Raw genomic sequence first — 25,658 nt, forward strand, 5'->3', positions numbered from 1 at the left:
TTTTCAAATTCTAAGAAAGCCTAAATATAAGTCCTCCTTAGTTTTTTTGTTCATTGATTAGGAAGGAACCGTAGACGATTTCACCGGTCTCACTGATTCCTTTTATTTCTATCCACATAGGACCTCCAGATTCGGAAGATTTAAACTGGACTTTTTTGGCTAATTCCAACTCGGAAGTAATCACCTCAGGGTTCCAATAAAGGGTAGGGATTAGTCCTCTGAGGAGTGGGTTTTCCAGTTGTTCTTTTTGGATATCGAGGAAGCTTCTGGGAGTGGGATAGCCAGTGAGTGTGAAGGTGGAGAAGCTATTTCTTTTGGCTTCGTTGGCAGCTTCCAGATCTTTTCCTGTTTTCATAAAAATGGAAATGACTCCATTCCTTCCCGCATCACCAAGGGAAGGAACTAACCGCTTGATGACTTCTACACGATCTATTGCAAAGACGTTGATTCCTTCGATGATTTGGAGCACTGATCTACCCATAGGTCCGCCTCCTCCCAAAGTCGTTCCTGAGGGAAAGTTGATCGGAACGCCATCGATAAACACCAAGGGCTCACCACCTCGAAGCCTCACTGAAGGAGGATTTCCTGAGACGATCATTCCTGGTACTTGCCCAGAGAGTAAATAAAGGAACTGGGCGGTATTTCCATTCAATTGAAATTTAGCAGGATCTACCACATTGTCTGGGGTGCCATAGATCATCGCACCTCTAGGATCTGCTTTCACCTCTTCCAAAGTAAATTCCTCCATTAAGATCTCACCTTCCTGCATGTTTGCTTGGGTTTCTTCCACCGTCAAAGGCCGGGTGCTCGTCTTGATCAATTCTGGAAATTCAAAAGCTGGAAGTTGATTGTTAGTAGGATATCGCTGAATCTCCATTGAAATATCCCGGAGAGGCATTCCCTCTCTGGATTCGGCCTTGACGGCAATCTCAAATTCGGATTCAAAATCCAAGTTTGGAATGACAAAGCTGCCATTCTTATCCAACTTGTACTTTTCCATATTTTGAAGTGCATTGACTAGTGCCGTTACATTTCCGTCCATCGAGGTGTAAGCACCACTTTTTACTGAACCTGTCACACTATAAGCTGTTTCTAAAGGAAGCTTAAAATCAGCGAGGCTTTTGGAGGAATCGACCGTTTGGATTTTAGTAATCTCACTTAGGTCCTGTGAAGAAGAGACAGGAAGGCCTTGACTAAGATCTAAAATGCTGATCGTTAGATCCGATGCGATTGGTTTTCCTTTTTGATCTTGAACCATGATATTCAAGTTCACAAGCTCATCGGGACCATAAAATTGTTTTTCGGTAAAAATGGAAACCCCTACTGACTTTTGCTTTGGTAGATCTGATTGGGGTATTAGGCTAGGATCATGGATCTGAATGGGAATTAATGCGCTATTTTGATCCCCATAGTTAAGACTCCAAGCTGTATATGCTCTAAGGAGGTAGTTTTCTTGATCTAGCCCAACAGGGAGTACAATAGATCCAAATGCTTTTCCACTTTTGATTGGGAATACTTGATGAAATTCCAAATATCCAGTGGTATCTAATACTTCCAGGTGGAGGACTTTGCTGAGGCTGGGACTTAGTAGCGGTTCGGCATAGATCATATTTGCTTTGAAAAAAAGCGTCTCTCCTTTCAGATAGTGATTTCTGTCCGTTTGGAGCATGACCTTTTCTTGCATGCTTTGCGGGGTCTTTTTAAGATTTGCCAATGAGATCAAACGCTCCCCAAAAACATCCGATGGAAGTTGGAATACTGGATTTTGGCTCAAGAAATAGCCACCTAATGTCAGTTGCTGATTGCTCACAGGACTTCCGTTTAACTTGACTTCCAGAGATTCTCCCACATAGTCAATACTGCCTCTATTCCCGTTAGGAAGTGTTATTTCCAAAGGTTTTTCGAAGGACAGAAAGTAATCACCCCTGAATGAGGATGCCGTAATCGCTGGGTTTGGGTTTCGCTCAAATGAATCAACTTTCCCCTCCATGAGTAGAGAAAGGTATTTTTGGGGTGAATTATTAAAAATTTCCAACCGTCTTTTAGCACGCGCCTCATCTGTTTTTTCCCCTTCGGGAATTGGAATTTCGAAGTAAACCTGCGATGTAACTGGTCGCTGGTCAGATTCGATCAGAAATGGCTCGAAGTAAGTAGTGACCAGGTACCCGGTCGCATTATTGGTGATGTAGGATGGCCCTGAGGAAGATACTCGGACAGATTTATCGGCCAATTCTTCAAATATCAAGTTTGCACCTTTATCTAAGATTTGGATTTCACTTGATTTATAATCTTTTCCATACAGCCTATCGTAGGCTTGATCCATCAGTTTGCTACGTTTGCTCTTAGACAGGTCTGTCTCAATTGGAGCAAATCTGGACTTTTGTACCATTTCAACAGAGAGGACAGCACTTCCGTTTGGATTGACTATGATTGCTTCCGAAAGACTCTCCCAACCTTCATTCTTTATCAGCAACGTCCATTTTCCCGAAGGGAGTCTAGGCAAAAAGAAATTTCCCGCAGAATCTGCATATGTTTGGTAAGTAGTGTTTGGGACAAATATGTGGGCATTGGCAATCGGGAGTTTAGTTTGCTGATCGATTGCCTTGCCTTTGACTGAACCAGTTTGGCAATAGGAGATTAAGGAAATTACCGAAAAAGCAAAAGTAAAAAAACCTTTAATTAGCCTCATAAAACAGTGATTAGTTAACTACATATAAGTTTAATAAAAAAAGCTCCCAATAGGAGCTTTTTCAAGTTAAAATATTTAAAGATTTAGGATTTCGGTTTCTTAGGTGATTTTATCTCGTCTAAGTCTTCCCGATCCTTTAGTTTTTTGTCTTCCACATTTTTGTTGAGAAACTCATTGATTTTATCAATAGGAAATGAAGATGAAATCTCACCGAAGGAATTGATTTGCATTTTAAATCCCTTCAATTCCTCATGTACTTTGGGATCTGCTTCAGTTTTTTTCTTCTTCGTCATAGGATTAGTCGATTATTTCTAAGGTAGCTAACGCAAATCTGATACGATTGGCTACATCCTCTGTCCCTAAAATAGCAAAAACTTCCATCAAATCCGGTCCGACCCCCGAGCCGGTTACTGACAAACGTACTGCTTGCATGACTTTTCCAAGTTTGATTCCCTGTGTTTCAGCAGTTGCTTCTAAAAGACTTTTCGCAGAGCTGGCATCAAAAGTGCCATCAAAATTATCCAAGGCAATTGCGTAGGCAGTCAAAACTTTTACTGCATCCTGATTCCATTTTTTGGAAGCGATAGCTTGATCAAAATCCTCTAATTTCTGAAGAATAAATTTATTCTGACTCCAAAAATCAGATGGAAAAGTAACCCGCTCTTTGGTTAATTGTACGATGGCCTCTGCCTTTTCTTTTGAAACTTCAACTCCTTCAGCTTTAGCGTCCGCAATTAGAAAATCCGCCAGTTCTGCATTTGACATCGTTCGGATATACTGCTCATTGAACCATTTGGCTTTTGCAATGTCAAATTTGGTCCCTGACTTGCCGATGCGTTCGATAGAAAAGGCGTCTATTAATTCCTCAAGTGAGAAAATCTCCCGATCGTCCCCAGGATTCCATCCCAGGAAGGCCAAGAAATTCAAAAAGGCAGCTGGTAAGTAACCCTGCTCTCGGAATCCAGCCGCAGTTTCTCCAGTTTCTTTATTTTCCCAATTCAATGGAAAAACAGGGAAGCCCAACTTGTCACCGTCACGCTTGGAAAGCTTTCCATTTCCATCCGGCTTTAGCAAAAGGGGTAAATGTGCAAATTCCGGCATGGTGTCTTCCCAACCGAAAAACTTATACAACAATACGTGAAGTGGAGCGGATGGAAGCCACTCTTCACCACGAATCACGTGAGTAATTCCCATCAAGTGATCGTCCACGATGTTTGCCAAGTGATAGGTTGGCATCCCGTCTGATTTCATTAATACTTTGTCATCCAATGTAGAGGAGTGAACCATCACCCAGCCACGAATCATATCATTCAAACGCACTTCCTCTTTACGTGGGATTTTTACCCGTATCACGTAAGGCTCTCCAGATGCTAATCTTGCTTTGACCTCATCCTCAGGAAGAGTAAGCGAGTTTTTCATTTGAGTTCTGGTAATGCTGTTGTACTGTGGTTGTACCACCCGTGCGGCAGTCAGTCGCTCCCGCATTGCTTCCAATTCATCTGAAGTGTCGAAAGCATAATAGGCATGACCTGCTTCCAACAAGTCAAGGGCATATTTCATATAATCCTGCTTTCGCTCAGATTGACGATAGGGAGCACTGTCACCAGGATTCCAAGGGCTCTCATCCGGGGAAATATTCAACCACTCCAGTGATTCTTTGATGTATTCCTCAGCACCAGGCACAAATCGGATTTGGTCTGTGTCTTCAATTCGAAGGAGGAATTTTCCACCCATCTTGCGGGCAAAAAGGTAATTATATAAGGCGGTTCTGACTCCGCCGATATGTAATGGGCCCGTTGGAGATGGGGCAAATCTTACGCGAACTTCTTTACTCATTGGATTATTTCGAATTCCAAGCAGATTTGCTTAGAGGTTGAGTTTATGATTCAGGCTGCAAAGATAGGTAAATGCAGGGGGATGGACCTAGATTTTGATCAAAGGATTCTTAACAGCAATGGCTTGTATTAAGTGATTCAATGCCCTTTTCCTTAACAGAAAGCTAATTAAGACATTGGATACGTTAAAACCAGATTTGATTTGCGACCAAGAATCATTAAGATTTACTTGAGCTCAGATTTTTTCTCCAACCAACTCAAACCAAAAAATAGGGAAAGGCAGGCAATGGTTGCTACTGAGAAAATCAAAGTATGCCAAAAGATGGAATTAGGTTCAGGCTGATATTTCCAAAAAGAGAAGCTGAATTGAATATTCCAGTCATTAAGTCCGCCCTGGTAGGCGAGGTAAGTCAATCCCCCAAAAACTGCAGTGAAAAAAGCCAAAAAGACCTGAATAATTTTGAGTGCGACTTTTCCGAGTGCTATGCCTGGATCAAAGTTTACTGTTTCCATTACAAAGTAATTTTATTGAGCAATAAGTTAGTGCTAAAAACCAAAAAAGGAACCCATTGCTAGGTTCCTTTTTGATTTCAAACGTGTGAAATCTTACTTTCTCACTCTGATTTTTTCCTTGATACGTGCAGCTTTACCCTGACGTCCTCTTAGGTAGAATAGACGAGCTCTTCTCACTTTACCTTGTCTCAATAGATCGATTTGCTCAATCGCAGGAGAGATGATAGGGAAGATTCGCTCTACACCGATTCCGTTAGAAATCTTACGAACAGTGAAGGTCTCACCGTTAGAGTTAGGGTTTCTTCTCTGGATCACAGTTCCTTGGAACTGCTGGATACGCTCTTTGTTACCTTCTTTGATTCGTACGTGTACGTTGATGGTATCTCCGGCTTTGAATGAAGGGAATTTAGCTCTTGCTTCGCTGTATTCCGCTTCTACTATTTTCATTAGATCGCTCATAGCTTTATGTTTTTATGCTTTCGCTTTTGCCAACGCGTGGCTTGTTTAATTACTTTTTGTTTGACTTTACATCGCTTTTCCCGCTTTCTTCTTTGCTTAGCAAATCAGGTCTTCGTTCGCGGGTTCGGCGAACCGATGCTTCAAATCTCCATTCATTTATCTTTGCTTCATGTCCTGAAAGCAATACCTCTGGTACTTTCATTCCCTCATATTCTGCGGGACGGGTATATACCGGTGGTGCCAAAAGGCCATCTTGGAAGGAGTCTGTCAACGCTGAGGTTTCATCATTCAACACGCCCGGGATCAATCGGATAATTGCATCTGCTACTACAGCAGCGGCAAGTTCTCCTCCCGAAAGCACAAAGTCACCAATACTGATTTCCTTTGTGATGAATCGCTCTCTTACCCGCTCATCCACACCTTTATAATGACCACAAAGGATCAAAAGGTTTTGATGAAGCGAAAGCGCATTGGCCATGGGCTGGTCAAAAGTCTCTCCATCTGGGGTCATATAGATGATTTCATCGTATGTCCTTTCCTTTTGAAGTGCTTCAATGCATCGTGCGATAGGCTCGATTTGCATGACCATTCCGGCTCCTCCTCCAAAAGCATAATCATCTACCTGCTTTTGTTTGCCCGTTGCATAATCGCGGAGATTGTGAACTTTTACGCTGGCGATTCCTTTGTCTTCTGCTCTTTTCAAAATAGAATGTGAAAAAGGACCATTCAGCAAGTCCGGCACTACCGTGATGATATCAATGTGCATGGATTAGTCTTCCAGATAAATTTCAAGTAAACCTTCGGGTAGCTGGCAGTAAACTTTTTTAGCTGCCTTATCCACTTTGGAAATGATACCGTCCTGAATTGGGATCAGTACTTCTTTGCCTTGGTGAGTCACTCCGAGGAGATTCTGCGTTTCCAAATCATAAATGATCTGAATGGGTCCAATCAATCCTTTGGTCTCGTCAAAGACCTCAAAACCGATCAATTCGTGGAAGTAATATTGTCCTTCTTCTAGCGTGGCAAGTTCCGAAATAGGAAGATAAACCTCTGATCCCACTAGTTCCTCGACCTGTTCGATGGAGTCAAGCTCCTCAAATTTGGCTAAAGCTTTATTCCCGGGTTGGAGAACAAAATGCTCCAGGAAATAAGGTACTAGTCGGGACTTTTTTGCTAGGAATACGTGCTTGAGATCTTCATAATCCTCAGGATAATCGACATCCAGCACGATATTTACTTCTCCACGAAGTCCATGAACTTTGGCTACATAGCCCAACTGAAAGCATTGATCCTTGTTCATGGGGAGTTTTCTTATTATGCTTTAGGCTCTTCGCCTTCAGCAGGAGTATCTTCAGCTACCGGAGCTTCCTCTGCAGGAGCCTCAGCTACAGGAGCTTCTTCAACAGGAGCTGGGTTGTTTGCAGCCTCAGCAGCAGCTAGAAGTGCTTTTTGCTCATCTTCTCTCGCTTTGATTGCATCCATTCTTGCCTGATTCTTAGCAGTCTCAGCATCCAATGCCTTTTGACGAGCATCTGCTTTTGCTTTGCTGATAGACTCAGACTTACCTGCGATTTTAGAATCTTTATCGTTCAACCAAGCTTCGAATTTAGCATCTGCTACTTCTTGCGTGATTGCACCTTTCAATACACCAATTTGAAGGTGTTTCTTCAGCATGACACCTCTGTAAGAAAGCATTGCTTTCACAGTGTCTGTTGGCTGAGCTCCATTCAACAACCATTTAAGAGCGCGCTCATTGTTGATGTTGATAGAAGCAGGGTTCGTGTTTGGGTTGTAAGACCCGATTTTTTCGATGAAGCGTCCATCACGTGGAGCTCTTGCATCAGCTACAACCACGTCGTAGATAGCCATTTTTCTTCTACCTCTTCGTGCTAATCTGATTTTTACTGACATAAATTTTAAATGTATTTAGTGAGTGGATGGAACCCGTCCATCCTAATTTTGGAGTGCAAAGATAGGGTAATTCATTGGAAAGCCATAAGTTGCCTGTAAATATTTGTCAGAAACAACGCTTTTATTTTATCTTGCCACCCGGATTGGCAGAAATGTACCAATTCATATTTCTGGCCCCGTAGTTCAACGGATAGAACAAGCGTTTCCTAAACGCTAGATCTAGGTTCGATTCCTAGCGGGGCTACTTTGTTTTTAAGTAATCCGGAATAATTTTGAGTTTCTGCTCTTTTTTTAGAATTTAATCTTTTCTAAACCTAAACTATTTAATGTCATGATGAAATATTCTATTCTTCTGATCTTTTTTCTTTCTGGAGTCACCAAAGGCTTTTCCCAAGACTCAATGGCTCCTTCCGCAAGTAAAAAGCATGTTTACACCGCATCGGCGAGTGAAACGATTTTCTCCTTTGGTATCGTGGACGCAGCTCCATTGAATACTAGTACAATCCCTAGATTCACTCCCTTTTTCAATTTTGGCCAACAGCTACATATGGACTTTTCTGAGAATTTTGGAATCTACACAGGTATAGGAATCCGAAATGTGGGTATGATCAATGATCTCAATGACTCCGTTAGGGTCAAGCAACGTACGTATAATGTCGGGATCCCTGTTGCAGTTAAATTCGGTGATATGGATGGTTGGCAAGCTGCGTTGGGATTTGAAGCTGAATTCGCCGTTGCTTATAAGCAGAAAGTGTATGTAAATGGAGAGAAACGAAAATCAAGCGGATGGTTTGATGATCGAAATAATCTATTTCAACCATCAGTTTTTGCAGAGCTTAAGGGTAAAGAGGGGAATTACATACGATTTAAATATTACCTAAGCGATTTCCTTACCTCTGATCAGCAGATTAACGTTCCAGGGGTAGATTACACCCCCACTCAAAGTCAACTTTTTTACGTCTCGATTGGATACGTGATTAAGAATAGGGATATCAAAACAATGAAATAAAATTAAAAAAGAGCTTCGGCTCTTTTTTTTATAAAAGCTATCAAAGCATGTCTTTTCAAAATTTATAGAGATAGAATCACTTATTTTTTTCCTACATTATCCTGCCCAAATAACTTAATATGCCTGATCGAAAAAGAATTACTCTGAAGGACATTGCCAGAGAACTAGGTATCTCTGTCTCCACTGCTTCCAGAGCTTTGAACTCCTATGCAGGTATCTCTGAGGAGACTATCAAATTGGTCAAAGAATTTGCCGAAAAGAATAACTATGTACCGAATACCATGGCCGTTAATTTTCGGAAGAATAAGACCATGACCGTGGGGTTGATTGTTCCTGAATTGGTTCATTATTTTTTTTCTTCCGTGATTTCCGGGGCAATCTCCACGGCCAAAAAGCACAACTACAGTATTTTGGTCAGTCAGACGGACGAGAAGCTAAAGAATGAAGTTTTTGCTATTCGGACTATGCTTTCCAGTAGTGTCGATGGGCTTTTAATTTCAGTTTCCAACGAGACTGTGGATGGTGACAACATTCAAGAATTTTTAGATGAGGGACGTCCGGTAGTACAATTTGATAAGGTCTTGGATGCTATAAATACCCCAAAGGTGGTCGTGGATGATTACCAGGGAGCCTATGATGCTGTCAAGCACTTGATTCATGAAGGGTATTCTAAAATTGCACATATCAACGGTCTCCCGCATGTGAAAAATTCACAAGAACGACTCCGTGGCTATCGAAAAGCACTCATAGATCATGGCATTGAGGCATCCGATTCTTGGGTTTTGCATTGCCATGAAATCTCAGAGGAGGAGGGATTTGCTTTCGCAAAAGAATTGATGACTTCCACAAACCCTCCTGATGCAATTTTTTGTATTACTGATCTGGTTGCCATGGGAGCGATGAAATATTTGAAGCAAGCAAAAATCAAAATTCCTGAAGAGGTAGGTTTAATCGGCTTTAGCAATTGGGATATGGCTAATTTTGTCTCTCCCAGCCTGAGTTCTATAGATCAATATGCTTATCAAATGGGTGAGAAAGCCATGGAATTATTGGTGGAGGCTATCAAGAATAATGAAATAGGGAAAAACCAGATCCATGAGACCAAACCCCAACTCGTGGTAAGGGAGTCATCCAAACGATTGAGCTAATTTTCAATTCAGCCCTTTTGCACTTCCAAAATATGAAAGCCATATGGTTCAATAATGAGATATTCATTGTCCATACCTACTTCAAATTCATTTCCTGTCCAATGATCTTTCAGCTTTTCCGGGGTTTTACCATGCTCTTTGAAGGCATACCAAGTGAGATAGGCCGTCTCTGATCCGAAATTGAAGATTCCATATACTTTTTTGTCACCAAAGGCTCTCAGAAAACCAGCCACATGGATATTGTGAGGTGAAAGCCAAGTCAGATTTTTCCAATCACTGATCACAGGAAGGCTTTTCCGAATTCCCAGGAGTTTTCTTGTCCCTGAAAATATCTGTTCTTCAATTGTCCCTGATTCATGCGCTCTATCATTTTTCACCCAATCAATCATCGGTCTATGCATCCAGCGGTTATCATAGCTTTTCCCAGGGTCGTTTAAAAAGCTATAATCATTGGTGTAGCCTATTTCATCGCCATAGAAAATCATCGGCAAACCTCCAATGAAAAAGGAGTGAGCCTGCATCATCAATATTTTTTGAATTGAAAGTCTAATACCTAACTCATCTCCTTCCTCAAGACTTTTTTCCAGTCCACAGAGTGAAGCCAGCGATCCCGATATCCGAGCATCTCCGGTTTTAGGGTTTGAAGAGAATAAGGCACCCTTTGAAGGGCTTCCCGGGTAATTGCCCGAAAAATAGTCCTTCAAAAATTTCCGATGCTGATAGGGATCCTTCCCCACTTGTATGATTTTAGAATCTTCATAGCCAAGCCCAATATCGTCGTGACATCGGGTATACGTTATCCATGAGGTGCCAAATGGTTTTTGGAGAATGTCTTGTTGCGCGGCAAGCATCACTCGGGTATCTCCTGTGGCCAGCATATCCCATTGAAGGGCCATATGTGTAGCATTGTACGCAAAATCACACTCTTTTGCGGTGTAATCTCCTGTTCCGAAATACTTTATAATCTCTTTTGGGGCGACAATGGCTTCACCCAACAAGGCCATGCCAGGACTGGCTATAGTTACACACTGTTTGATCAACCTGAGAAGTTCATGTGCTTGTGGTAAGTTTTGAGAAGAGGTGCCATTTTGCTTCCAAATAAAGGCCGGCGCATCGATTCGTAACAAATCCACGCCGAGATTTGCATAGAAAAGAACATTTTCAACCATAGCTACCAAGACAGCAGGATTCATATAATTTAAATCCCATTGGTAATTGTGAAATACGGTCATCACCCACTTATCGCATTCAGGTACATAGGTAAAATTTCCAGGAGAGCTTTCCGGGAAAATCTCTGGCATGCTTGCATCAAATTCATTGGGAATCCAACGATTGTCATACATGTAGAAATAGTCCTGAAACTCCGGATCACCAGCCTTGGCCTTTTCTGCCCATTCATGGCGATGCGAAGTGTGATTCAAGACAATGTCCAGCATAAGATACATGTCTTGTTTTTGCATAGCTTTTCGTAAAGCGATCAAATCCTTTAAGCTTCCAAACTTGGCGTCCACTTTTCTAAAATTGGAAACTGCATATCCACCGTCACTTTCTCCCGCCGGACTTTCGAAAAGAGGCATCAGGTGTAAGAAATTGACACCCAATTCATCAAAATAGCCGAGTTTTGATTTGAGATTTTTGAGATTTTCACAAAAGCGATCCACGTAAAGACTCATGCCTGCCAGTTCATTGCTTAGAAACCAGTTTTGTTTTTTGGCTGCATCTCTTTTCTTTAATTCAGGTTCTCTTTTTTGCGCAAAATCGATTAGCGTTTCAATTAATTTTTCAAAAGTTTGATCCGCTTTTGGATGGGTATGATAAATATTTTGATAGAGCTGAATCAAAGGATCCATTCCTTCCATCAATCTGAAATTGAGGTCTTTATCTTTTTCTTTTGGCTCAAAATTCATTCGTTTAGATTCAGTGGATATATATTGATAAATCCGCTGGTTCAATGATTGGGGTGTACTAGTGGTGCTCAAGGTTTGATGAATTAATGCTGGGTTTTCAATTAATGTCCTCCTCCACTTACGGGAATGGAATCAGGTTCCACATGGGTTTCTTTGATTCTTAGCGTAGCTAATGCTGCCAATAGCAGTAAGACCCCTGCGAAGGAAATAGCTAATCCGGGGTCATTATTGAGGAAAGTTTTGGAAATGAACCCAAAACTTAGGGTTTGAAATATCATTGGAATTACAATCATCATATTGATGATTCCCATATAGACTCCATAGCGCTCTTTGGGAATTTCATTGACCACTAATAAGTAGGGAACTCCCATCATACTTGCCCAAGCAATCCCAAACCCTGTCATGGGTGCAAAGAGGAGGTATTTATTCTCGATCATTGGGAAAATCATCAGCCCCAAACCTGCCATAATCAGACAGACAAAATGGACTTTTTTGGGGCCAAAGCGAGAAGCCATCCGTGCGAGGTAGAATGCGGAAAGGAACGTGATGATATTGTACCAACCGTTGACCAATCCAGTCCATCCGACGGCTTCTTCATAGAGCGCCTTATTTTCCAAAGGACTGGTATCCCAGACAGATTGGGCGATACTTTTGGCTGCATTTTGCCAGTAGCAAAAGAGTGCATACCACTGAAAAAGATAAACAAGCGAAAGCTTCCACATGACAGATGGCATCTGTATAATGGATTCTATGATTTCCAGGTTTTGGGCAAAAAGGACTTTTGTGGTGGGGTTATTTTCAGCCCATGAAATTGTTTTTCGGATAATTTTTCGATCAAAAATCGAAGGAATCAACAAGAGAAATAGGACTAGATAAGCTACCAGCGTAGTCAGGATTGATAAGAAAAACTGGATTGCAGGATGAGGCATGCCCTCATTTCGTTTTTTCAATACAGCTAGTTCTTCTGCCGAAGGTGGAATTTCAGGAGTCTTGCTTATACTCCACATCACTGATCCAATGGAACAGACGGTACCTAAAAAGAAGGAAGCATAAACCCAATAAGGAAGTGATCCCGCAACTCCTGGAATATATTTTTGAAATACAAAAAGCGACACATTGGCAAGCGTAATACCAAGTCCTGTGAAGAAACTTTGGGTGAGAAAACCTTTAGAATACTGCTCTTCAGGAAGTACATCCGCAATTAAAGCACGATAAGGTTCCATCGCAGTATTATTTGCAGCATCCAAAACCCAAAGAAGTCCAGCCGCCATCCAAAGGGAACTGCTAAAAGGATATAAAAAGAGACAAATACTGCAGAAAAGTGCACCAATAACGAAGTAAGGCTTTCGCCGACCAAATCGCTCACTCCAGGTACTGTCGCTCAAGGCTCCTATTATCGGCTGAATCAGCAGCCCTGTCATTGGACCTGCTAGATTCAAAATCGGAATCTCATCCGGTGCGGCCCCAAGCATATCGTAAATCGGATTTACTGCACTTTGCTGTAGGCCAAAGCTGTATTGGATTCCGAAAAAACCAACATTCATGTTGATAATCTGGGAAAAGGAAAGTCTTGATTTGGTCATGTTGGCATTTTGGGTTGATCAAAAATAATGGGCTGAGAAGAACAAATACTTTAGGATCCACCATTTAAGAAACTCCAAAATACAAAGTTAAACTAGCTTTCAAAGGGCTTTGAAACGTTCTAAAGGGCAATTTTTTATGGAAATCGTTTGAAATTGATGATGCTGGAAAAATTTTCTTTGTCGTAAAAAGAATTATAGCTTAGTGTGCCATCCTCACCATGCTATTTATGAAGCCAATTCAGTTTTTGAAAAATAAGTTTAGAAAATCCAGGAAAGCAAGTTGGAATAAAGCTTATGACGCTCCCATTAATCGGAAGGCGGAAAAAGCATATGAAAATCTGGTAGCTCAAAATCCGGATTATAAATGCTCTGCTGCGCAGACAAAAAAGATCACAGAATATTCAAAAGAGGTCCTAGGTTCCTCAGCTTTCGCCCCTTGGTTGAAAGTATATACTGCCTACCAGGGGGAGTTTAAAGAAGGCTGGATGCCAGACAATTACTTTGGGAGAGTAGTCTGTCCAAAAATAAATGGGGAATTTAGAAGGCTTGGGGATCTAAAGACTCTATCGAAACGAATACTCCAGACAGATACAATCCCTGATTTGGCCTATTATATCAATCGGGTATGGACTTCGGTAGAAGGGGAGATTTTGGTGAAAAGCAATTTGACCAACTTCTTTTTTTCAGAGCGTGAGTATGTTTTTCTGAAAAAGAATTATTCGCTTCAGGGAAACGGAATCATAAAACTCAACCGAGAGAGTTTTGAAAATTTAGATTTTCAAAAACTTGGGGATTTTGTAATACAGGAGCCCATTCAACAAGCAGATTGGTTTGATCAGATTGTGACTGGAAGTGTAGCTACACTTCGAATAACTACGGTGAAGCTTATTGGAGAAAAAGCTAAAAACAGGGTTTCTCAGCTTCGTGTAGGTAGAATTTCAAACGAATATATTAAAACAAAGGATTGTCTTAGAATTCCGATAGACCGACAGACAGGAACTTTTTATCCCAGAGCATTTGGTTCAGACTTTACCATTTTTGAAAAACATCCGGATACAGGCTATTCATTTGAAGGTAAAATATTACCAGAGCATGAGAAGGCGGTCAGGCTATGTGAAAAGCTTCATGATCAGGTGGGGATGTTTCAGATCATAGGTTGGGATGTGGCAATCAATCAAAAGAACGAAATCCAAATCATGGAGTGGAATACAGATCATCCCGGAGTAGTTTTTTCCGAAATGGCAACTGGACCTCATTTTCAGGGGTTGGGATGGGAGAACCTCTTGGTATGATTGCCTATTTAGATTCTGTATTTAGAAAGTTTTTAAAGCTTTTGGCTAAGTTTGGTTCGTGGAATTTTTCGCCATCGATTTATGAGTCTAAAACAAACTGTTAAGAACAAAATTAAAGCCCATCGACAAAAAAAATGGAGTAAAGACTTTGACTTACAGATCAACCAAAAAGAGAAAAAATTGTATCAGTCTCTGATCTCTCAGGATAAGAGCAGAATGGTTCTACCAATGCAGGAAAAAATGATTCGACAGTATTCGATGGATGTACTGGGATCATTGGATTTTGTCCCAGGATTGAAGTCCTATACTGCCTATTCACGCGAATTTAAAGAGGGTTGGATTCCTAATAATTATTATGGTAGAGTAGTATTGCCTTCCATCAAAGGAGATTTCTGTTGTATAGATAACTTAAAAACTCATTCCAAAAGGCTCTTGCAAACTGATTTAATCCCAGATTTAGCCTATTGTTTAGCAGGGGATTTTATGTTGACAGATGGTACCAAGGTTTGTGAAAATGAATTAGAAAGAATCCTTTTTGAAGTCAACGATTTCGTTTTTCTAAAAAAAAATAATTCCATGAGGGGTTATGGAGTTATCAAATTAGACCGTGAAAAATTTAAAAATTGTGATCTAAATTCTTTTGGAGATTTCGTAATTCAGTCTGCATTGACTCAGCACCAATTTTTTGAAAATATTGTCTCAGGTAGTATTGCAACATTGAGGGTGACCACAGTCAAGGCAAAGGGAGTGCTTACTAAAAATCGCCTTAGTTCACTTCGAGTGGGAAGGTATGGGGATGAATTTATTCGAGATACCACCACATTGGTAGTGGGTGTTTCCCCGAATGGCTTTTTGAGTGAAAATGCACTGGGGGAAAATTGGGAAATGTACCCTGCTCATCCTGATACAGGATATGTTTTTAAAGATCAGCAAATCCCTTTTTTCGAACTTGCTGAAAAGGTTTGCGAGGATTTACACGATAAGTTGGGTTTGACAGGAATCATAGGTTGGGATATTTGCATTACACCAAATGGTTCGGTTCAGATTTTAGAATGGAACGCACAATATCCTGGCATAAATTATTCTGAAGCTTTGGTAGGTCCAAATTTTAATGGACTCGGCTGGGAGAATTTGTGGAAATGAAAATAGTCGTATCTATCTCTCTTTTCGAGACTCCGTCCAATTGAAGAATTAAATTGATGTGTTGGCAACTTGATCTCTTATTTTAAGTTGAGTAACCACAGAAACCTAATAAAACTGAGATTTAAAAAACTGCTTTTTTACTTTGAAATCCTCTCATATTCGCCTTAACCAAAAAAACATCTCCACTCATTGGAAATTCTTTCAGTTGGATATCACTAAGGTTTTCCTGAGCCGTGGTAATCAACAGCATGTCAAGATTCTCTCCTCCAAAACAACAAGAAGTAACATGAGGGACTGGTAATTCGATTTTATCTAATAGTTCTCCAGAATTTGGATTCCATCGATACACGCCCGATCCACCATAATGTGCAACCCATAGCATTCCTTCTTGGTCTATACACATCCCATCTGGAAACCCCAACTCTTCCGGAATCTCAACGACTACTCTAGCAAATTCTATTTCACCGGACACTAGATCAAATTGAAATGCCTTGATCTGTCTGGTCGGCGTATCGATAAAGTAAAATGTCTGATTGTCTTCCGTCCAGGCCATTCCATTAGAAATGGTCAGATTAGTTAGTTTTTTTTGTGGTTTCAGATCCTGCTCGATGCAATAAAGTGAGCCAGCCCCTTCAGTAAATAAAGTGCTCAAAGTTCCAATCCAAACTCGACCATTGGAATCCACTTTTCCATCGTTAAATCTGTGCAGTGGAAGCTCAGGTTCTACTTCAAAAAGCCAGGTCAATTCTTCGCTCTCTAAATTAAATCTTGCCAGTTTTCGGTCTAATCCTAGAATAAGGTTGCCCTCCTTATCCTCTAAAACCACTGCCAAACGATGAGGGAAAATTCGTGTTTTGGTTTCCGCGGTCTCGAGATGATGTTCAAATAATTTTCCTGTTTCAATATCTACCCAGAAGAAACTTTGTCGTCCTGCATGCCAATAAGGCCCTTCACCGAGGAAGCATTGGGAAGGGATGGAAGTGTAGTTGTAGGTTTTCAAGGTTGTTTCGATTAAATGTTTTATAAACCTTCGAGGAGATTCCTCAGTCGTTCCTCCTTCGAAATGACACCTCAAAGGTTACTTAAAGAGCGTATTTCGTATTTCCCATTTCGTAAATCACTGATGCCAATACTGAGCAATTTTCTTTTTCAAAAATGCCACAGATCGCTGAAGTTGATCCATGCCATCGACACCATCCTCAATGCTGATCCAAGAATCAAAACCTACTCTTTTCAACTCGGCGAAAATGGCATCATAATCATTCATTCCTTGTCCGATTTCTCCATGACTCAATCGCTTAGCATATCCCAGTGCTCCTCCTTCTTCTTTTCTCAAATCTTCGATGGTCCCGTATTTTAAAAAACGGTCGCTTGCATGCATCGTAAGTACCCGCTCTGAAACGTCATACAATAAATCCAGAGGATCTTCGCCAGCCAAAAATGCATTGCTTGGGTCGTAATTCACTCCAAAATTTGGATGATGGATGCTGTTTACCAGTTTGGTGAAAATGGCTCGCTTTTGGGCAAATTCAGGAAATTCCCAAAAATCATCCTTGTAATGATTTTCAATAACAAGGGTAATTCCAAGTGATTTGGCGTAAGGGAGACAAGCTTCAATACAGTCTTTTGCTAGCTTGATTCCTTCCTCTACAGTAAGCTCGGGTCGATATTGCCCGGAAAGAACACGGCAATATTTTCCTCCAAGCTCGTCTGTCATTTCAATCCAACGCTTCTGCTTTTGGATTTCTTTCTCTCTGAAAGCTTTGTCACGGTGAGTAAAGTCAGGAGAGCAGCACATCATGGGAATGACCATTCCTTTGTCTTCTACCATTCTCCTGAAAACTGGCCAGTTTTTTTGATCCTCCATTTCAAGAAAACCGGCATACCACTCCAAACCGTCAATTCCCAGAGGGGCAGCAAGCTCGACCCATTCGGATATTTTCATTGTTCCGTCCTTGCAAAGTGCATTCATAAAAGCTTTTGGAAAGGCTGCTATTTTGGGCATTTGAGTTTTGTGTTAAGTTTAATTGTGTGGAATAGTCGTGGCGTCCTTTGGAACATTTCTGCCAATCATTGGATGTTGCTCAAGATCGACTACTTGACCACTGATTGGTCCTGATTCATCAGAAAGCCAATAAATAGCAGCGGCAGCAATTTCTTCAGGCTTTAAAATCCTTCCTGAAGGGGCATACATGGGAGGAATGTCTTCATACCAAGTATCTGAAAGTCCATGTTGTTTTTTTCGTTCCCGCTCCCTTTCGGTGAGCACCCAACCTGGGTTTATCTGGTTGACTTTTACACCATGCTCTCGCATCAAAACATCCCCTAGATTTTTGGTCATCGTCATCAAAGCTCCTTTGGAAATACTGTAAGCTAAAAGATTGGGCTCCCCACTCCAGGCATTTACCGAACCGATATTCAAAACGCATCCGCTGTTTTTACTCAATTCAGGTAAAGCAGCTTGAATCAAAAGGAATGGAGCAATGGTATTGATGTCCAGAACTTTTTGAAGGAATGCTCGATCGGTGGTATCGATGTTCGATGTTATGACCCAGGCGGCATTGTTGACTACTGCATCTAATTTCCCCCAGGTTTCTAAAGCAAGTTTTACAAGTCTTCCTGCACAGCCTTCCTCTGCCAGATCTTCATGATGAAAAACAGCTTTATCAGTTCCAATTTCCAGAAGTACCTCTTGTCCTAAGTTATACTCAAGTCCGTGTAAAACCACATTTGCGCCCTCTTCTATACAGCGTTTAGCGATTGCTTTTCCGATGCCAGTCGTACTACCAGTTACGATGATGACTTTTCCTTTGAGTCTCATATTAAACAGGTTTTAAAACAGATTTCACCACTTGGCCTTTATGCATTTTTTCAAAAGCTGCCTTCCATTCTGTAATCGGCCAGACTCCACCGATAATTGGTTTTACGTCTAAAGCACCGCTGGAAAGTAAGGCGATTACCCTTTCCCATATAGGCCAATTATGACTAAAACTCCCTTGGAGTCGAACGTTCTTTTGGATTATCGGGTCCAAGGAAAAATTACATGGCTGAGGTCCCCAGCCAACTTTGGTGATTTGTCCATTTGGGCGAACCAGTTTCATAGCGATTAGTAATGCATCACTGACTCCAGCCGCATCAACAACAAGATCTGCACCCATCCCATCTCTTTTTCTAGCCCAATTTTCCGCATCTCCGATGATGGTATCACATCCGTATTTTTTGGCGATTTCCAATCTGCCTTTATCAGCTTCCAAGCCTATAATAGCTACTTCAGCTCCGCATAGTCTGGCAACGGCTGCGCAAAGAATCCCAATGGTTCCCGGGCCAATCATGATCACACGATCACCGGGTTTGATGGATGAGTTTCCAACTACCGCATTGTAAGCCACGCAACAAGGTTCGGTAAGGCAAGCTTCCTCAAATGAGAGGTTATCGGGCACACTGTGTAGGCATCTTGCAGGGACTTTTACAAATCGAGTCATGGCACCATTGACACCGTAGCCAAATCCTTTTCGCGTTGGATCTAGATTATAAAGTCCCACTTTGCTCATGGGATTCTGACTATCTATCACGGCTGCCGTTTCACTGACTACGCGATCTCCAACTTTCCAGGTTTTTACATTTTGACCTAATGCTGCAATTTTTCCTCCAAACTCATGTCCCAAAACCACAGGATAATTTACAGGCCAACTGTGATCTGAGGTCCATTGGTGAAGATCACTTCCGCAAACACCCACATTTTCAACTTCCAATAAAATATCATCTGCTCCGATTTCAGGAATCGGAATTTCACGGATTTCAACCGAATGTTTTTTCTCAGAGAAGTTAACTACTGCTGCGTTTTTGGTGCTGGACATGGCTTAAGATCTTTTAGGTGAAATGGTTGTTTGTTTATGGATTGCTTCGCAAATCATCCGAAGTGAGGCTTCAAGGTCTCCGCTTGCCGTTTTGAATGAGTCAGCATCGATTGTCAAAGGAGCGCCAAGAACAACTAGCGGAGCCCCATATTGGGGACATTGAATTGCTTGTTCCAAGGAAAGTCCACCCACTGCCTGCACGGGAATGTTTACAGCTGCCACTACTTCTCGAAGTTGGTCCAATGGACTAGGCATCCTTTTTCCGGAGGCTGCAATACCCCGCCTTTCATCATATCCAATGTGGTGAATAACATAATCACAGCCTAAGTCTTCCAGAAATTTTGCCCCATCCACCATGCTTTCACAGACCATATTGTCTCCCATCACTTTTATTCCAAAGTCCTTACCGGCTTGGACCACACATTTGATGGTTTCGGCATGAGCTCTAGCCATTACGACCACATGAGTGGCTCCCGCTTTGGCCATCATTTCTGCCTCCAGATATCCTCCATCCATGGTTTTCAGATCCGCAACCAAAGGAACTCCAGGGAATGCCTCTCGTAGTTTTCTTACACCGTGTAATCCTTCGGCTAAAATCAGAGGAGTTCCAGCTTCCAGCCAATCTACTCCAGCTCTTATTGCCAAAGCTGCAGTTTCCAGAGCCTCATCAATATTTGTAAGATCAAGGGAAATCTGTACGATAGGTTTCATATGATTATAATTTATTTTTTAGCTATCGGGACATTCCCCTGTGTTAGAACTTTTCTAAAGGGCATTTCATAATTTTTGGGTTTAATTTTAAAAAAGTGAATGCTTAATATAATCCTTTTTTGAAAGTCAACTTTCTATCACTCACCTGAAAAAATAAGGTTTTGAAGATTTTTTCAGTTTTCCTCAAAATAAAAAACCTCAGCCATTTATGACTGAGGTTTTGGTTTTACATTGAATCTCTTACTGTTGGAGCCTTGCTTGAACTTCTTCGATTAGACCTTCATACTTTTTCAGGATTCTTGCCCAATCTTCGAATTTCTCATCGTCTTTGACGGTTACTTGATTTTGACCATCAAGATAAGCTTCCTGACTAATCAATTTAATCGCATATGCTAATTGATCAGAATTTCCACCGCTACTGACAATTACTCTAGTACGGATAATACTTGATTGGAAGTTCTGTACCTGCCAAGAAGTAGTCAAATAACCAGTGTTGTAATCCACTGTCTCCAAAATATCAAAATACCTTGTAATAATAGAACTCAAAATCCTCCAAGCTTCTTCGGAGCTATGGATGGTATTCACCGGGACTGTGATTCTTACATTAGCCAAATCCGATGAAACTGAAGAAGTGTAAGCTTCATCCACATTCATTTCTATGAAGTCCGTGGTAGGAGGCTCTTGCATATTGGTCTGGTTGCAATAGTTTTTCACATACCGGACAAATCCATCTTTGGATACTCTAACTTCAACGCAAGCATTTTTCGAAACTTTCAGATCATAGCTTCCAGTTCCTACTCTTTTTCCACCAATTTCGATTACCGCATCAGAGGGGTTGGTGGTGATTTTGACTAACCTGTCTTCCAATTTGGCTATTTCTCTGGTTGGTGGCTCTGGGTCAGATTCTTTGTTACAAAACACCTTGTTGTACTCCACAAAACCATCCTTATTCACAGTCACTGTGACGCAATCTCCCAGTGGAATTTGGATGTCCTGATTTCCTTTGCCCATAGAAATCCCATTTGAACTGACTACCGCATCGGCAGGACTTACTTCCAATCTTACTTCCCGATCCTTCAACTGAAAGTAATCTTTCATAGGAGGGGTTTCACGGTCAGAAGCGTTGTAATAGGTTTTTTCCATTTTGGCAAAACCAGGTTTTTTGACTTCAACAGTATGGAATCGATCTTTTTGAATAACCAGATAAATTGCTTTTTTCCCTATAAGACGTCCATCCACAAAAATTTCGGCATCATAAGGCTCTGCCGATATCTCTATTCTTCTGCTATCAAGGGAAACTCGCTGGTCTTTATCCCACTTTAAATCACGGTTATATTCCTTGATGACAGGTTCAAAACCAGGCTTAGTGACTTTGATGCGATTCTTTGAATCTTTCTCAAGTTTGTACTCTATTGTTCCTGTTCCAAGCTCTTGTTTGTCCGTATCATCATAGTCATTCAGCAAAATGAATTTTGCATCCGAATGATTAGCGGTGATTTGAATTTTTTGGGAGAAGGTGGGATGTATTAAAATAAAAAGTGAAAATAGGGTGAGTAGAAATCTATATTTCATAAGATTATTATTTGTTTTTTAAAGGACATATGGAATCTCGCAGCACTTAATCATCTCATTGTGTGACTTTTTAGTCATGCTCGATTTCATAAATATTTTTTATTGGAATGATTGACGCAAATAATTGATTAAAATGAACTTAAACAAAAAAACCAAAAGGATTAATTCAATTTTTCACCAAAAAACATAATTCCAAGGCTAGTATGATTGAAATAAGATCTTTATTTCCAGGAGGTTTCAAGAAATCTCAACCAATTTCCATGCATCACTTTTTCGATATCCTGAGGGCTGTACCCTCTTCCGGCTAAGATTGTTGGGATTTTTTGCAAATCAGCGATCGTATCCAAATCATGAGGAGATTGTTCTTTACCGAAAGCACCATCAAGATCCGAACCGATTCCTATATGATTCGCATTTCCTGCGATTTGGCAGATATGATCCATGTGATCAATAACGGTTTCCAAACTCACATTTCGTTCTTGTGGAGTAGACCTTCCCCGCTCCCAATTGGGACTGAGCATCCAGGCATCCATCGCTGATCCGATCACAGCACCACGCTCAATTAAGGCTTTGATCATCTCATCTGAAAATTGCCGGTTGTGATCCACTAAAGCCCGACAGTTATTATGACTTGCCCAAACCGGGCCTTTGTAGATTTCCAGTGCGTCCCAAAATGCCAAATCGCAAAGGTGGGTGACATCTAAAATGATTCCCAATTCATCCATTTTTCGGATTAAAGCCTTTCCGGTTTCACTTAGGGGCGCAGATGAATCTGTGCCAAAAGCATAGCGTCCTGGACCATAGTGAGCAGGTCCTAATGCTCGGAGTCCGCTTTCGTAGGCCTTTTCCAAATAATCCAGATTTACGATCGAATCGGCTCCTTCCAAAGAAAGAATAAAGCCAACTGGTTTCTTTTCTAGATTTCCCCCGTCTTTCCAATCTGCTAAATGCAGTTCCAATTCTGTCCAATTTCGGATCTGCCGCATTTCACCCTGGGCTACCATCGCTTGGTACCAAGCCAATTGTCCCTGCGTTTGTGCCCAAGCTTGTGCTGGAGAATTCCAGCCTGGAAGTGGATTATCCGGAGCCACAAAGCGAGCGATCTGGGTAGCTACGACTAAGCCGATATTTCCCTTTCGAAGTTCTGGCAAAGAAACCAGCGAATTTCCTCGATCAGGTTTGTCAGACATTCCTTTTTCACGGGCATTAATCTCGCTGGTAGGCCTGCTAAGGTCCCTGTTCCACTCGAGGGCATTCATACTGAGATCTAGGTGGGCATCGATCGTAAACATGGCTTAGAAACTTTGGAGGATAAAGACAGTGGGAATTTTATGCAGGTCAATCGGTAGTTTTTGCCATTCAGCTATGGTTTTGGTGAGAACCAACTCATCCGATGCGGTCAGATTTTTCGCAATGCAAAGCTTGGTTTGGGGAGCCAAAGTGCTCAGAATATCTTCCAAAAGTTGGTTATTGCGAAAGGGGGTTTCCATGAAAATCTGGGCTCGCTGTTCCTTGGCAGATTCAGTTTCCAGCTTTCGCAAAGCGGCAGTTTTCTCCTTTTTATCGATAGGTAAGTAGCCATGAAAAGCAAAAGACTGACCCGAAAAACCTGAAGCCATCAAGGCCATAAACATGGAACTGGGACCGGAAAGCGGCACGACTTGGATTCCCTTCACATGAGCGTGAGCCACTGCCAATGCACCTGGATCGGCAATTCCTGGGCAGCCTGCCTCGGAAATGATTCCCATATCTGCGCCATTGAGCAAAGGTTGCATTAGCCGATTAATGGTCTCTGGAGCGGTATTTTTATCCAAGATTTCCATATGGAGTTCTTCGATATTAACTCCAAGCTTTAGGCTACTAATGTAGCGTCGGGCAGTGCGTAGGTTTTCAACCAGATATACTTTAGTATGGCTGATGACCTCTTTGATCTGAGGACTGATGATGGATTGGGCAGTATTTTCTGCTAGTACATTGGGGATGAGGAAGAGTTTTCCTTTGGGCATTTCTTCGGATTCAAAAATTGAGCTTGACTCGAAAGTTAAAATTTAATGAGCAAAATCTTTAACTTATTCATTCAAATCCTCAAGTATCCATGAACATCAAAAATCTAATTATAACATTTTTGTCGCTCACCATTGGTTCGACATTAGTATTCTCACAAACTACCAAAGCCCTTGTCGGCGGTACCTTGATCGATGGTTTTGGAGGAGTGCCGATTCGAAATTCAGTGATTTTAATTGAGAATGATAAAATAACTGCGGTCGGTCAGGTTGGAAGTCTGGAAGTACCTGCTGGAGCAGAAGTGATTTCTACCGAAGGGATGAGTGTGATGCCTGGGCTTTGGGACATGCATGTGCACTTGATGATCAACGGGCATAGTGACTATGACCATTGGGATAAGACATACATTGATTTGTTTGAATCGGTAATTATGCCTTCTTCTGCGCATCAGCTTTTGATGGCTGGGGTGACGAGTGCTCGGGATTTGGGAGCACCCTTGGAAGCGAGTATTAATGTGCGAGATAAGATCAATCGCGGGGAAATCCCCGGTCCGACGATCTATGTGTCCGGGCCATTTATCCAAAAAACAGCTTATCCGGGGACTGAAGCTTTCCGCTGGGGAGTAAATGGCGTAGCAGATGCCAAAGCTAAAGTCAAAAAACTTGCAGATGCCGGAGTGGACGTGATCAAGTTGATTGATCAGGATCAGATGACTTTGGAGGAAGCACAGGCAGTGGTAGATGAGGCGCATAAATATGGCTTACCGGTCGTTGGGCATTCACATCGACCGGAGGAAATTCGTGTTGGATTGAAGATTGGTGTGGATTGTTTTGAACATACGGGGTTGAGTTCTGCTCCGGAATATCCTGAAGACATTATGTTGATGATTCAAGAGCGCTCAGCTCAAATGAATCGTGGTCCGCTCTTCTGGACTCCGACGGTGGAGGGTTTATACAATTATGAATCGGTGCGGAATAATCCCGAAAAACTGGATGATCCGAGTTGGCATTTGGGTTTACCTGATTCAATCATTCGAGACATAAGAGCTTCCCTTCGCTATCCAGGTAGGATGTCTTATTTCCAATTGACACCAGTGCGAAAGCCGACGCTGGAGCGGAAGTTTTCCCAACTCAAGCAAAGCGGCGTGGTGATGCTGATCGGAACAGATAGCGGGATTCCAATGAAATTTCACAGCCAAAGTACCTGGAATGAGTTGGATGTGTGGGTAAATGAGTTTGGCTATGATCCTTTATTAGCAATCAAGGCTGCGACCTATTGGCCGGCGGTGGCCATGAAAGTTGACCAAGATTATGGGACCATCTCCGAAGGAAAATATGCGGACATTATCGCCGTGCGCGGGGATGTGCTTCGACACATCTCCTTACTTCAGGATGTGGATCTGGTGATCAAGCATGGGAAGCGGGTGAAGTGATTATCCGAAAATCTCAATCACCTCTTGTTCTGCTGAGTTCAAGAACTCTTGTATCAATTCAAAATTTCTCAAAAGGATTTGAGTGATAGAATTTGTTGTCAAATTTCCGGTTCTCAGCCAAATAATTTTTGGAGGAGAACCGTACAAAATATTTAAATCAATAAAATCCGAATCGAAAGTTATAAGTGAAAAATCCAACTTTCTTGCAGTTTGGAAAATCAATAAATCTGAAGCATCCTCAAGTCCAAGAAACCTAACGTGGTTAGAGTTTGGGAAATTTGCCAAGAGTTGGTTGATTATTTTGGGGGATATGTTTTGATCAAAAAGTAATTTCAATTAGCTACAATTAATTTATGTTCTTTATCAGCTGCGAAAGCCAAGCATGCATTAATCATTTCCTCATTCAATTCCTCAAAATCATCAATGATTTCCTTTTTGGTCATTCCATTAGCAAGCCAGTTTAAAACATCATAAACAGAAATCCGGGTTCCTTTAATCGTAGGTTTACCAAAACGTTTATCTGGTCTGATTTCTAGAAAATCTTGATAATTCATATACTAAATATAAGTAATTCAGTTTGAAAATTTTAAGGC

General features: G+C 41.4%; 25 protein-coding genes and 1 tRNA gene. 6 read left to right on the forward strand and 20 right to left on the reverse strand.

Going from position 1 to position 25,658, the window contains the following annotated elements; all coding sequences use genetic code 11:
- Positions 1 to 37: 37 nt before the first annotated feature.
- The 8 genes from BVC88_RS03380 to BVC88_RS03415 form a co-directional block, all read right to left on the reverse strand.
- Positions 38 to 2,689 (reverse strand): carboxypeptidase-like regulatory domain-containing protein, encoded by a 2,652-nt coding sequence (locus BVC88_RS03380; protein ID WP_075349210.1) that lies wholly within the window; start codon positions 2,687 to 2,689, stop codon positions 38 to 40.
- Positions 2,690 to 2,772: 83 nt separating this feature from the next.
- Complete coding sequence (locus BVC88_RS03385) at positions 2,773 to 2,982, reverse strand: hypothetical protein (protein ID WP_075349211.1); 210 nt, start codon at positions 2,980 to 2,982, stop codon at positions 2,773 to 2,775.
- 4 nt (positions 2,983 to 2,986) lie between these two features.
- Positions 2,987 to 4,525, reverse strand: a complete 1,539-nt coding sequence (gene gltX, locus BVC88_RS03390) for a glutamate--tRNA ligase (protein WP_075349212.1) — start codon at positions 4,523 to 4,525, stop codon at positions 2,987 to 2,989.
- 224 nt (positions 4,526 to 4,749) lie between these two features.
- Positions 4,750 to 5,037, reverse strand: a complete 288-nt coding sequence (locus BVC88_RS03395; RefSeq protein ID WP_075349213.1) for a hypothetical protein — start codon at positions 5,035 to 5,037, stop codon at positions 4,750 to 4,752.
- Positions 5,038 to 5,130: 93 nt separating this feature from the next.
- On the reverse strand, positions 5,131 to 5,496 hold the full coding sequence (gene rplS / locus BVC88_RS03400) for a 50S ribosomal protein L19 (protein ID WP_075349214.1): 366 nt from the start codon (positions 5,494 to 5,496) through the stop codon (positions 5,131 to 5,133).
- A 49-nt stretch (positions 5,497 to 5,545) separates the two neighbouring features.
- Positions 5,546 to 6,262, reverse strand: coding sequence for a tRNA (guanosine(37)-N1)-methyltransferase TrmD (trmD, locus tag BVC88_RS03405; RefSeq protein WP_075349215.1), 717 nt, complete (start codon positions 6,260 to 6,262; stop codon positions 5,546 to 5,548).
- A 3-nt stretch (positions 6,263 to 6,265) separates the two neighbouring features.
- Complete coding sequence (rimM, locus tag BVC88_RS03410) at positions 6,266 to 6,796, reverse strand: ribosome maturation factor RimM (RefSeq protein ID WP_075349216.1); 531 nt, start codon at positions 6,794 to 6,796, stop codon at positions 6,266 to 6,268.
- A gap of 14 nt (positions 6,797 to 6,810) precedes the next feature.
- Positions 6,811 to 7,407 carry a 30S ribosomal protein S16 gene (locus BVC88_RS03415; RefSeq protein ID WP_075349217.1) on the reverse strand — a complete coding sequence of 199 codons (597 nt, stop codon included), beginning with the start codon at positions 7,405 to 7,407 and terminating at the stop codon, positions 6,811 to 6,813.
- Between the two features lie 172 nt (positions 7,408 to 7,579).
- Between BVC88_RS03415 and BVC88_RS03420 the strand changes: the two genes are divergently transcribed.
- From BVC88_RS03420 to BVC88_RS03430, 3 genes are all read left to right on the forward strand, one after another.
- Positions 7,580 to 7,651: transfer RNA gene (locus BVC88_RS03420), tRNA-Arg, on the forward strand.
- 87 nt (positions 7,652 to 7,738) lie between these two features.
- Positions 7,739 to 8,416, forward strand: coding sequence for a hypothetical protein (locus tag BVC88_RS03425; protein ID WP_139316519.1), 678 nt, complete (start codon positions 7,739 to 7,741; stop codon positions 8,414 to 8,416).
- A gap of 119 nt (positions 8,417 to 8,535) precedes the next feature.
- Entirely contained in the window at positions 8,536 to 9,564 is a 1,029-nt protein-coding gene (locus tag BVC88_RS03430) for a LacI family DNA-binding transcriptional regulator (RefSeq protein WP_075349219.1), read from the forward strand.
- A gap of 8 nt (positions 9,565 to 9,572) precedes the next feature.
- On the opposite strand, the gene BVC88_RS03435 is transcribed toward BVC88_RS03430, so the two are convergent.
- Both BVC88_RS03435 and BVC88_RS03440 read right to left on the reverse strand, forming a co-directional pair.
- Complete coding sequence (locus tag BVC88_RS03435; protein WP_175574368.1) at positions 9,573 to 11,543, reverse strand: amylosucrase; 1,971 nt, start codon at positions 11,541 to 11,543, stop codon at positions 9,573 to 9,575.
- Between the two features lie 29 nt (positions 11,544 to 11,572).
- Positions 11,573 to 13,054 (reverse strand): MFS transporter, encoded by a 1,482-nt coding sequence (locus tag BVC88_RS03440; RefSeq protein ID WP_075349221.1) that lies wholly within the window; start codon positions 13,052 to 13,054, stop codon positions 11,573 to 11,575.
- Positions 13,055 to 13,281: 227 nt separating this feature from the next.
- Between BVC88_RS03440 and BVC88_RS03445 the strand changes: the two genes are divergently transcribed.
- Both BVC88_RS03445 and BVC88_RS03450 read left to right on the forward strand, forming a co-directional pair.
- Positions 13,282 to 14,346 (forward strand): sugar-transfer associated ATP-grasp domain-containing protein, encoded by a 1,065-nt coding sequence (locus tag BVC88_RS03445; protein WP_075349222.1) that lies wholly within the window; start codon positions 13,282 to 13,284, stop codon positions 14,344 to 14,346.
- 81 nt (positions 14,347 to 14,427) lie between these two features.
- Entirely contained in the window at positions 14,428 to 15,489 is a 1,062-nt protein-coding gene (locus tag BVC88_RS03450; protein WP_075349223.1) for a sugar-transfer associated ATP-grasp domain-containing protein, read from the forward strand.
- A 121-nt stretch (positions 15,490 to 15,610) separates the two neighbouring features.
- On the opposite strand, the gene BVC88_RS03455 is transcribed toward BVC88_RS03450, so the two are convergent.
- The 8 genes from BVC88_RS03455 to BVC88_RS03490 form a co-directional block, all read right to left on the reverse strand.
- Positions 15,611 to 16,489 (reverse strand): SMP-30/gluconolactonase/LRE family protein, encoded by an 879-nt coding sequence (locus tag BVC88_RS03455; RefSeq protein WP_075349224.1) that lies wholly within the window; start codon positions 16,487 to 16,489, stop codon positions 15,611 to 15,613.
- A gap of 117 nt (positions 16,490 to 16,606) precedes the next feature.
- Positions 16,607 to 17,494 carry a sugar phosphate isomerase/epimerase family protein gene (locus BVC88_RS03460; protein WP_075349225.1) on the reverse strand — a complete coding sequence of 296 codons (888 nt, stop codon included), beginning with the start codon at positions 17,492 to 17,494 and terminating at the stop codon, positions 16,607 to 16,609.
- 18 nt (positions 17,495 to 17,512) lie between these two features.
- Positions 17,513 to 18,310: an SDR family NAD(P)-dependent oxidoreductase gene (locus tag BVC88_RS03465; RefSeq protein ID WP_075349226.1), complete on the reverse strand. Its 798-nt coding sequence runs from the start codon at positions 18,308 to 18,310 to the stop codon at positions 17,513 to 17,515.
- Between the two features lies 1 nt (position 18,311).
- Positions 18,312 to 19,346, reverse strand: a complete 1,035-nt coding sequence (locus BVC88_RS03470) for a zinc-binding dehydrogenase (RefSeq protein ID WP_075349227.1) — start codon at positions 19,344 to 19,346, stop codon at positions 18,312 to 18,314.
- A 3-nt stretch (positions 19,347 to 19,349) separates the two neighbouring features.
- A complete protein-coding gene (locus tag BVC88_RS03475) occupies positions 19,350 to 20,057 on the reverse strand; it encodes an orotidine 5'-phosphate decarboxylase / HUMPS family protein (RefSeq protein ID WP_075349228.1) in 708 nt (235 codons plus the stop codon).
- 240 nt (positions 20,058 to 20,297) lie between these two features.
- On the reverse strand, positions 20,298 to 21,629 hold the full coding sequence (locus BVC88_RS03480; protein ID WP_075349229.1) for a PEGA domain-containing protein: 1,332 nt from the start codon (positions 21,627 to 21,629) through the stop codon (positions 20,298 to 20,300).
- A gap of 221 nt (positions 21,630 to 21,850) precedes the next feature.
- Entirely contained in the window at positions 21,851 to 22,921 is a 1,071-nt protein-coding gene (locus tag BVC88_RS03485; RefSeq protein WP_075349230.1) for a dipeptidase, read from the reverse strand.
- A 3-nt stretch (positions 22,922 to 22,924) separates the two neighbouring features.
- Positions 22,925 to 23,635 (reverse strand): SAM-dependent methyltransferase, encoded by a 711-nt coding sequence (locus tag BVC88_RS03490; protein WP_075349231.1) that lies wholly within the window; start codon positions 23,633 to 23,635, stop codon positions 22,925 to 22,927.
- Between the two features lie 89 nt (positions 23,636 to 23,724).
- Between BVC88_RS03490 and BVC88_RS03495 the strand changes: the two genes are divergently transcribed.
- Positions 23,725 to 25,065 (forward strand): amidohydrolase family protein, encoded by a 1,341-nt coding sequence (locus BVC88_RS03495; protein ID WP_075349232.1) that lies wholly within the window; start codon positions 23,725 to 23,727, stop codon positions 25,063 to 25,065.
- Here BVC88_RS03495 and BVC88_RS03500 read toward each other — a convergent pair whose 3' ends face one another.
- Positions 25,066 to 25,401 carry a DUF5615 family PIN-like protein gene (locus BVC88_RS03500; RefSeq protein WP_075349233.1) on the reverse strand — a complete coding sequence of 112 codons (336 nt, stop codon included), beginning with the start codon at positions 25,399 to 25,401 and terminating at the stop codon, positions 25,066 to 25,068.
- Complete coding sequence (locus BVC88_RS03505) at positions 25,398 to 25,619, reverse strand: DUF433 domain-containing protein (protein WP_075349234.1); 222 nt, start codon at positions 25,617 to 25,619, stop codon at positions 25,398 to 25,400. Before BVC88_RS03505 ends, BVC88_RS03500 begins: the two co-directional genes overlap by 4 nt.
- Between the last annotated feature and the right edge of the window lie 39 nt (positions 25,620 to 25,658).

The sequence above is a fragment of the Algoriphagus marinus genome, from assembly GCF_001936475.1.
Taxonomy (GTDB): Bacteria; Bacteroidota; Bacteroidia; order Cytophagales; family Cyclobacteriaceae; genus Algoriphagus; species Algoriphagus marinus.

What these genes read in the sequence shown, in the direction of transcription:
- BVC88_RS03380 (WP_075349210.1), bottom strand. Translation starts at nt 2,689, where the DNA reads ATGAGGCTAATTAAAGGTTTTTTTACTTTTGCTTTTTCGGTAATTTCC.
- BVC88_RS03385 (WP_075349211.1), bottom strand. Translation starts at nt 2,982, where the DNA reads ATGACGAAGAAGAAAAAAACTGAAGCAGATCCCAAAGTACATGAGGAA.
- gltX (WP_075349212.1), bottom strand. Translation starts at nt 4,525, where the DNA reads ATGAGTAAAGAAGTTCGCGTAAGATTTGCCCCATCTCCAACGGGCCCA.
- BVC88_RS03395 (WP_075349213.1), bottom strand. Translation starts at nt 5,037, where the DNA reads ATGGAAACAGTAAACTTTGATCCAGGCATAGCACTCGGAAAAGTCGCA.
- rplS (WP_075349214.1), bottom strand. Translation starts at nt 5,496, where the DNA reads ATGAGCGATCTAATGAAAATAGTAGAAGCGGAATACAGCGAAGCAAGA.
- trmD (WP_075349215.1), bottom strand. Translation starts at nt 6,262, where the DNA reads ATGCACATTGATATCATCACGGTAGTGCCGGACTTGCTGAATGGTCCT.
- rimM (WP_075349216.1), bottom strand. Translation starts at nt 6,796, where the DNA reads ATGAACAAGGATCAATGCTTTCAGTTGGGCTATGTAGCCAAAGTTCAT.
- BVC88_RS03415 (WP_075349217.1), bottom strand. Translation starts at nt 7,407, where the DNA reads ATGTCAGTAAAAATCAGATTAGCACGAAGAGGTAGAAGAAAAATGGCT.
- BVC88_RS03425 (WP_139316519.1), top strand. Translation starts at nt 7,739, where the DNA reads ATGATGAAATATTCTATTCTTCTGATCTTTTTTCTTTCTGGAGTCACC.
- BVC88_RS03430 (WP_075349219.1), top strand. Translation starts at nt 8,536, where the DNA reads ATGCCTGATCGAAAAAGAATTACTCTGAAGGACATTGCCAGAGAACTA.
- BVC88_RS03440 (WP_075349221.1), bottom strand. Translation starts at nt 13,054, where the DNA reads ATGACCAAATCAAGACTTTCCTTTTCCCAGATTATCAACATGAATGTT.
- BVC88_RS03445 (WP_075349222.1), top strand. Translation starts at nt 13,282, where the DNA reads ATGAAGCCAATTCAGTTTTTGAAAAATAAGTTTAGAAAATCCAGGAAA.
- BVC88_RS03450 (WP_075349223.1), top strand. Translation starts at nt 14,428, where the DNA reads ATGAGTCTAAAACAAACTGTTAAGAACAAAATTAAAGCCCATCGACAA.
- BVC88_RS03460 (WP_075349225.1), bottom strand. Translation starts at nt 17,494, where the DNA reads ATGCCCAAAATAGCAGCCTTTCCAAAAGCTTTTATGAATGCACTTTGC.
- BVC88_RS03465 (WP_075349226.1), bottom strand. Translation starts at nt 18,310, where the DNA reads ATGAGACTCAAAGGAAAAGTCATCATCGTAACTGGTAGTACGACTGGC.
- BVC88_RS03470 (WP_075349227.1), bottom strand. Translation starts at nt 19,346, where the DNA reads ATGTCCAGCACCAAAAACGCAGCAGTAGTTAACTTCTCTGAGAAAAAA.
- BVC88_RS03475 (WP_075349228.1), bottom strand. Translation starts at nt 20,057, where the DNA reads ATGAAACCTATCGTACAGATTTCCCTTGATCTTACAAATATTGATGAG.
- BVC88_RS03480 (WP_075349229.1), bottom strand. Translation starts at nt 21,629, where the DNA reads ATGAAATATAGATTTCTACTCACCCTATTTTCACTTTTTATTTTAATA.
- BVC88_RS03485 (WP_075349230.1), bottom strand. Translation starts at nt 22,921, where the DNA reads ATGTTTACGATCGATGCCCACCTAGATCTCAGTATGAATGCCCTCGAG.
- BVC88_RS03490 (WP_075349231.1), bottom strand. Translation starts at nt 23,635, where the DNA reads ATGCCCAAAGGAAAACTCTTCCTCATCCCCAATGTACTAGCAGAAAAT.
- BVC88_RS03495 (WP_075349232.1), top strand. Translation starts at nt 23,725, where the DNA reads ATGAACATCAAAAATCTAATTATAACATTTTTGTCGCTCACCATTGGT.
- BVC88_RS03505 (WP_075349234.1), bottom strand. Translation starts at nt 25,619, where the DNA reads ATGAATTATCAAGATTTTCTAGAAATCAGACCAGATAAACGTTTTGGT.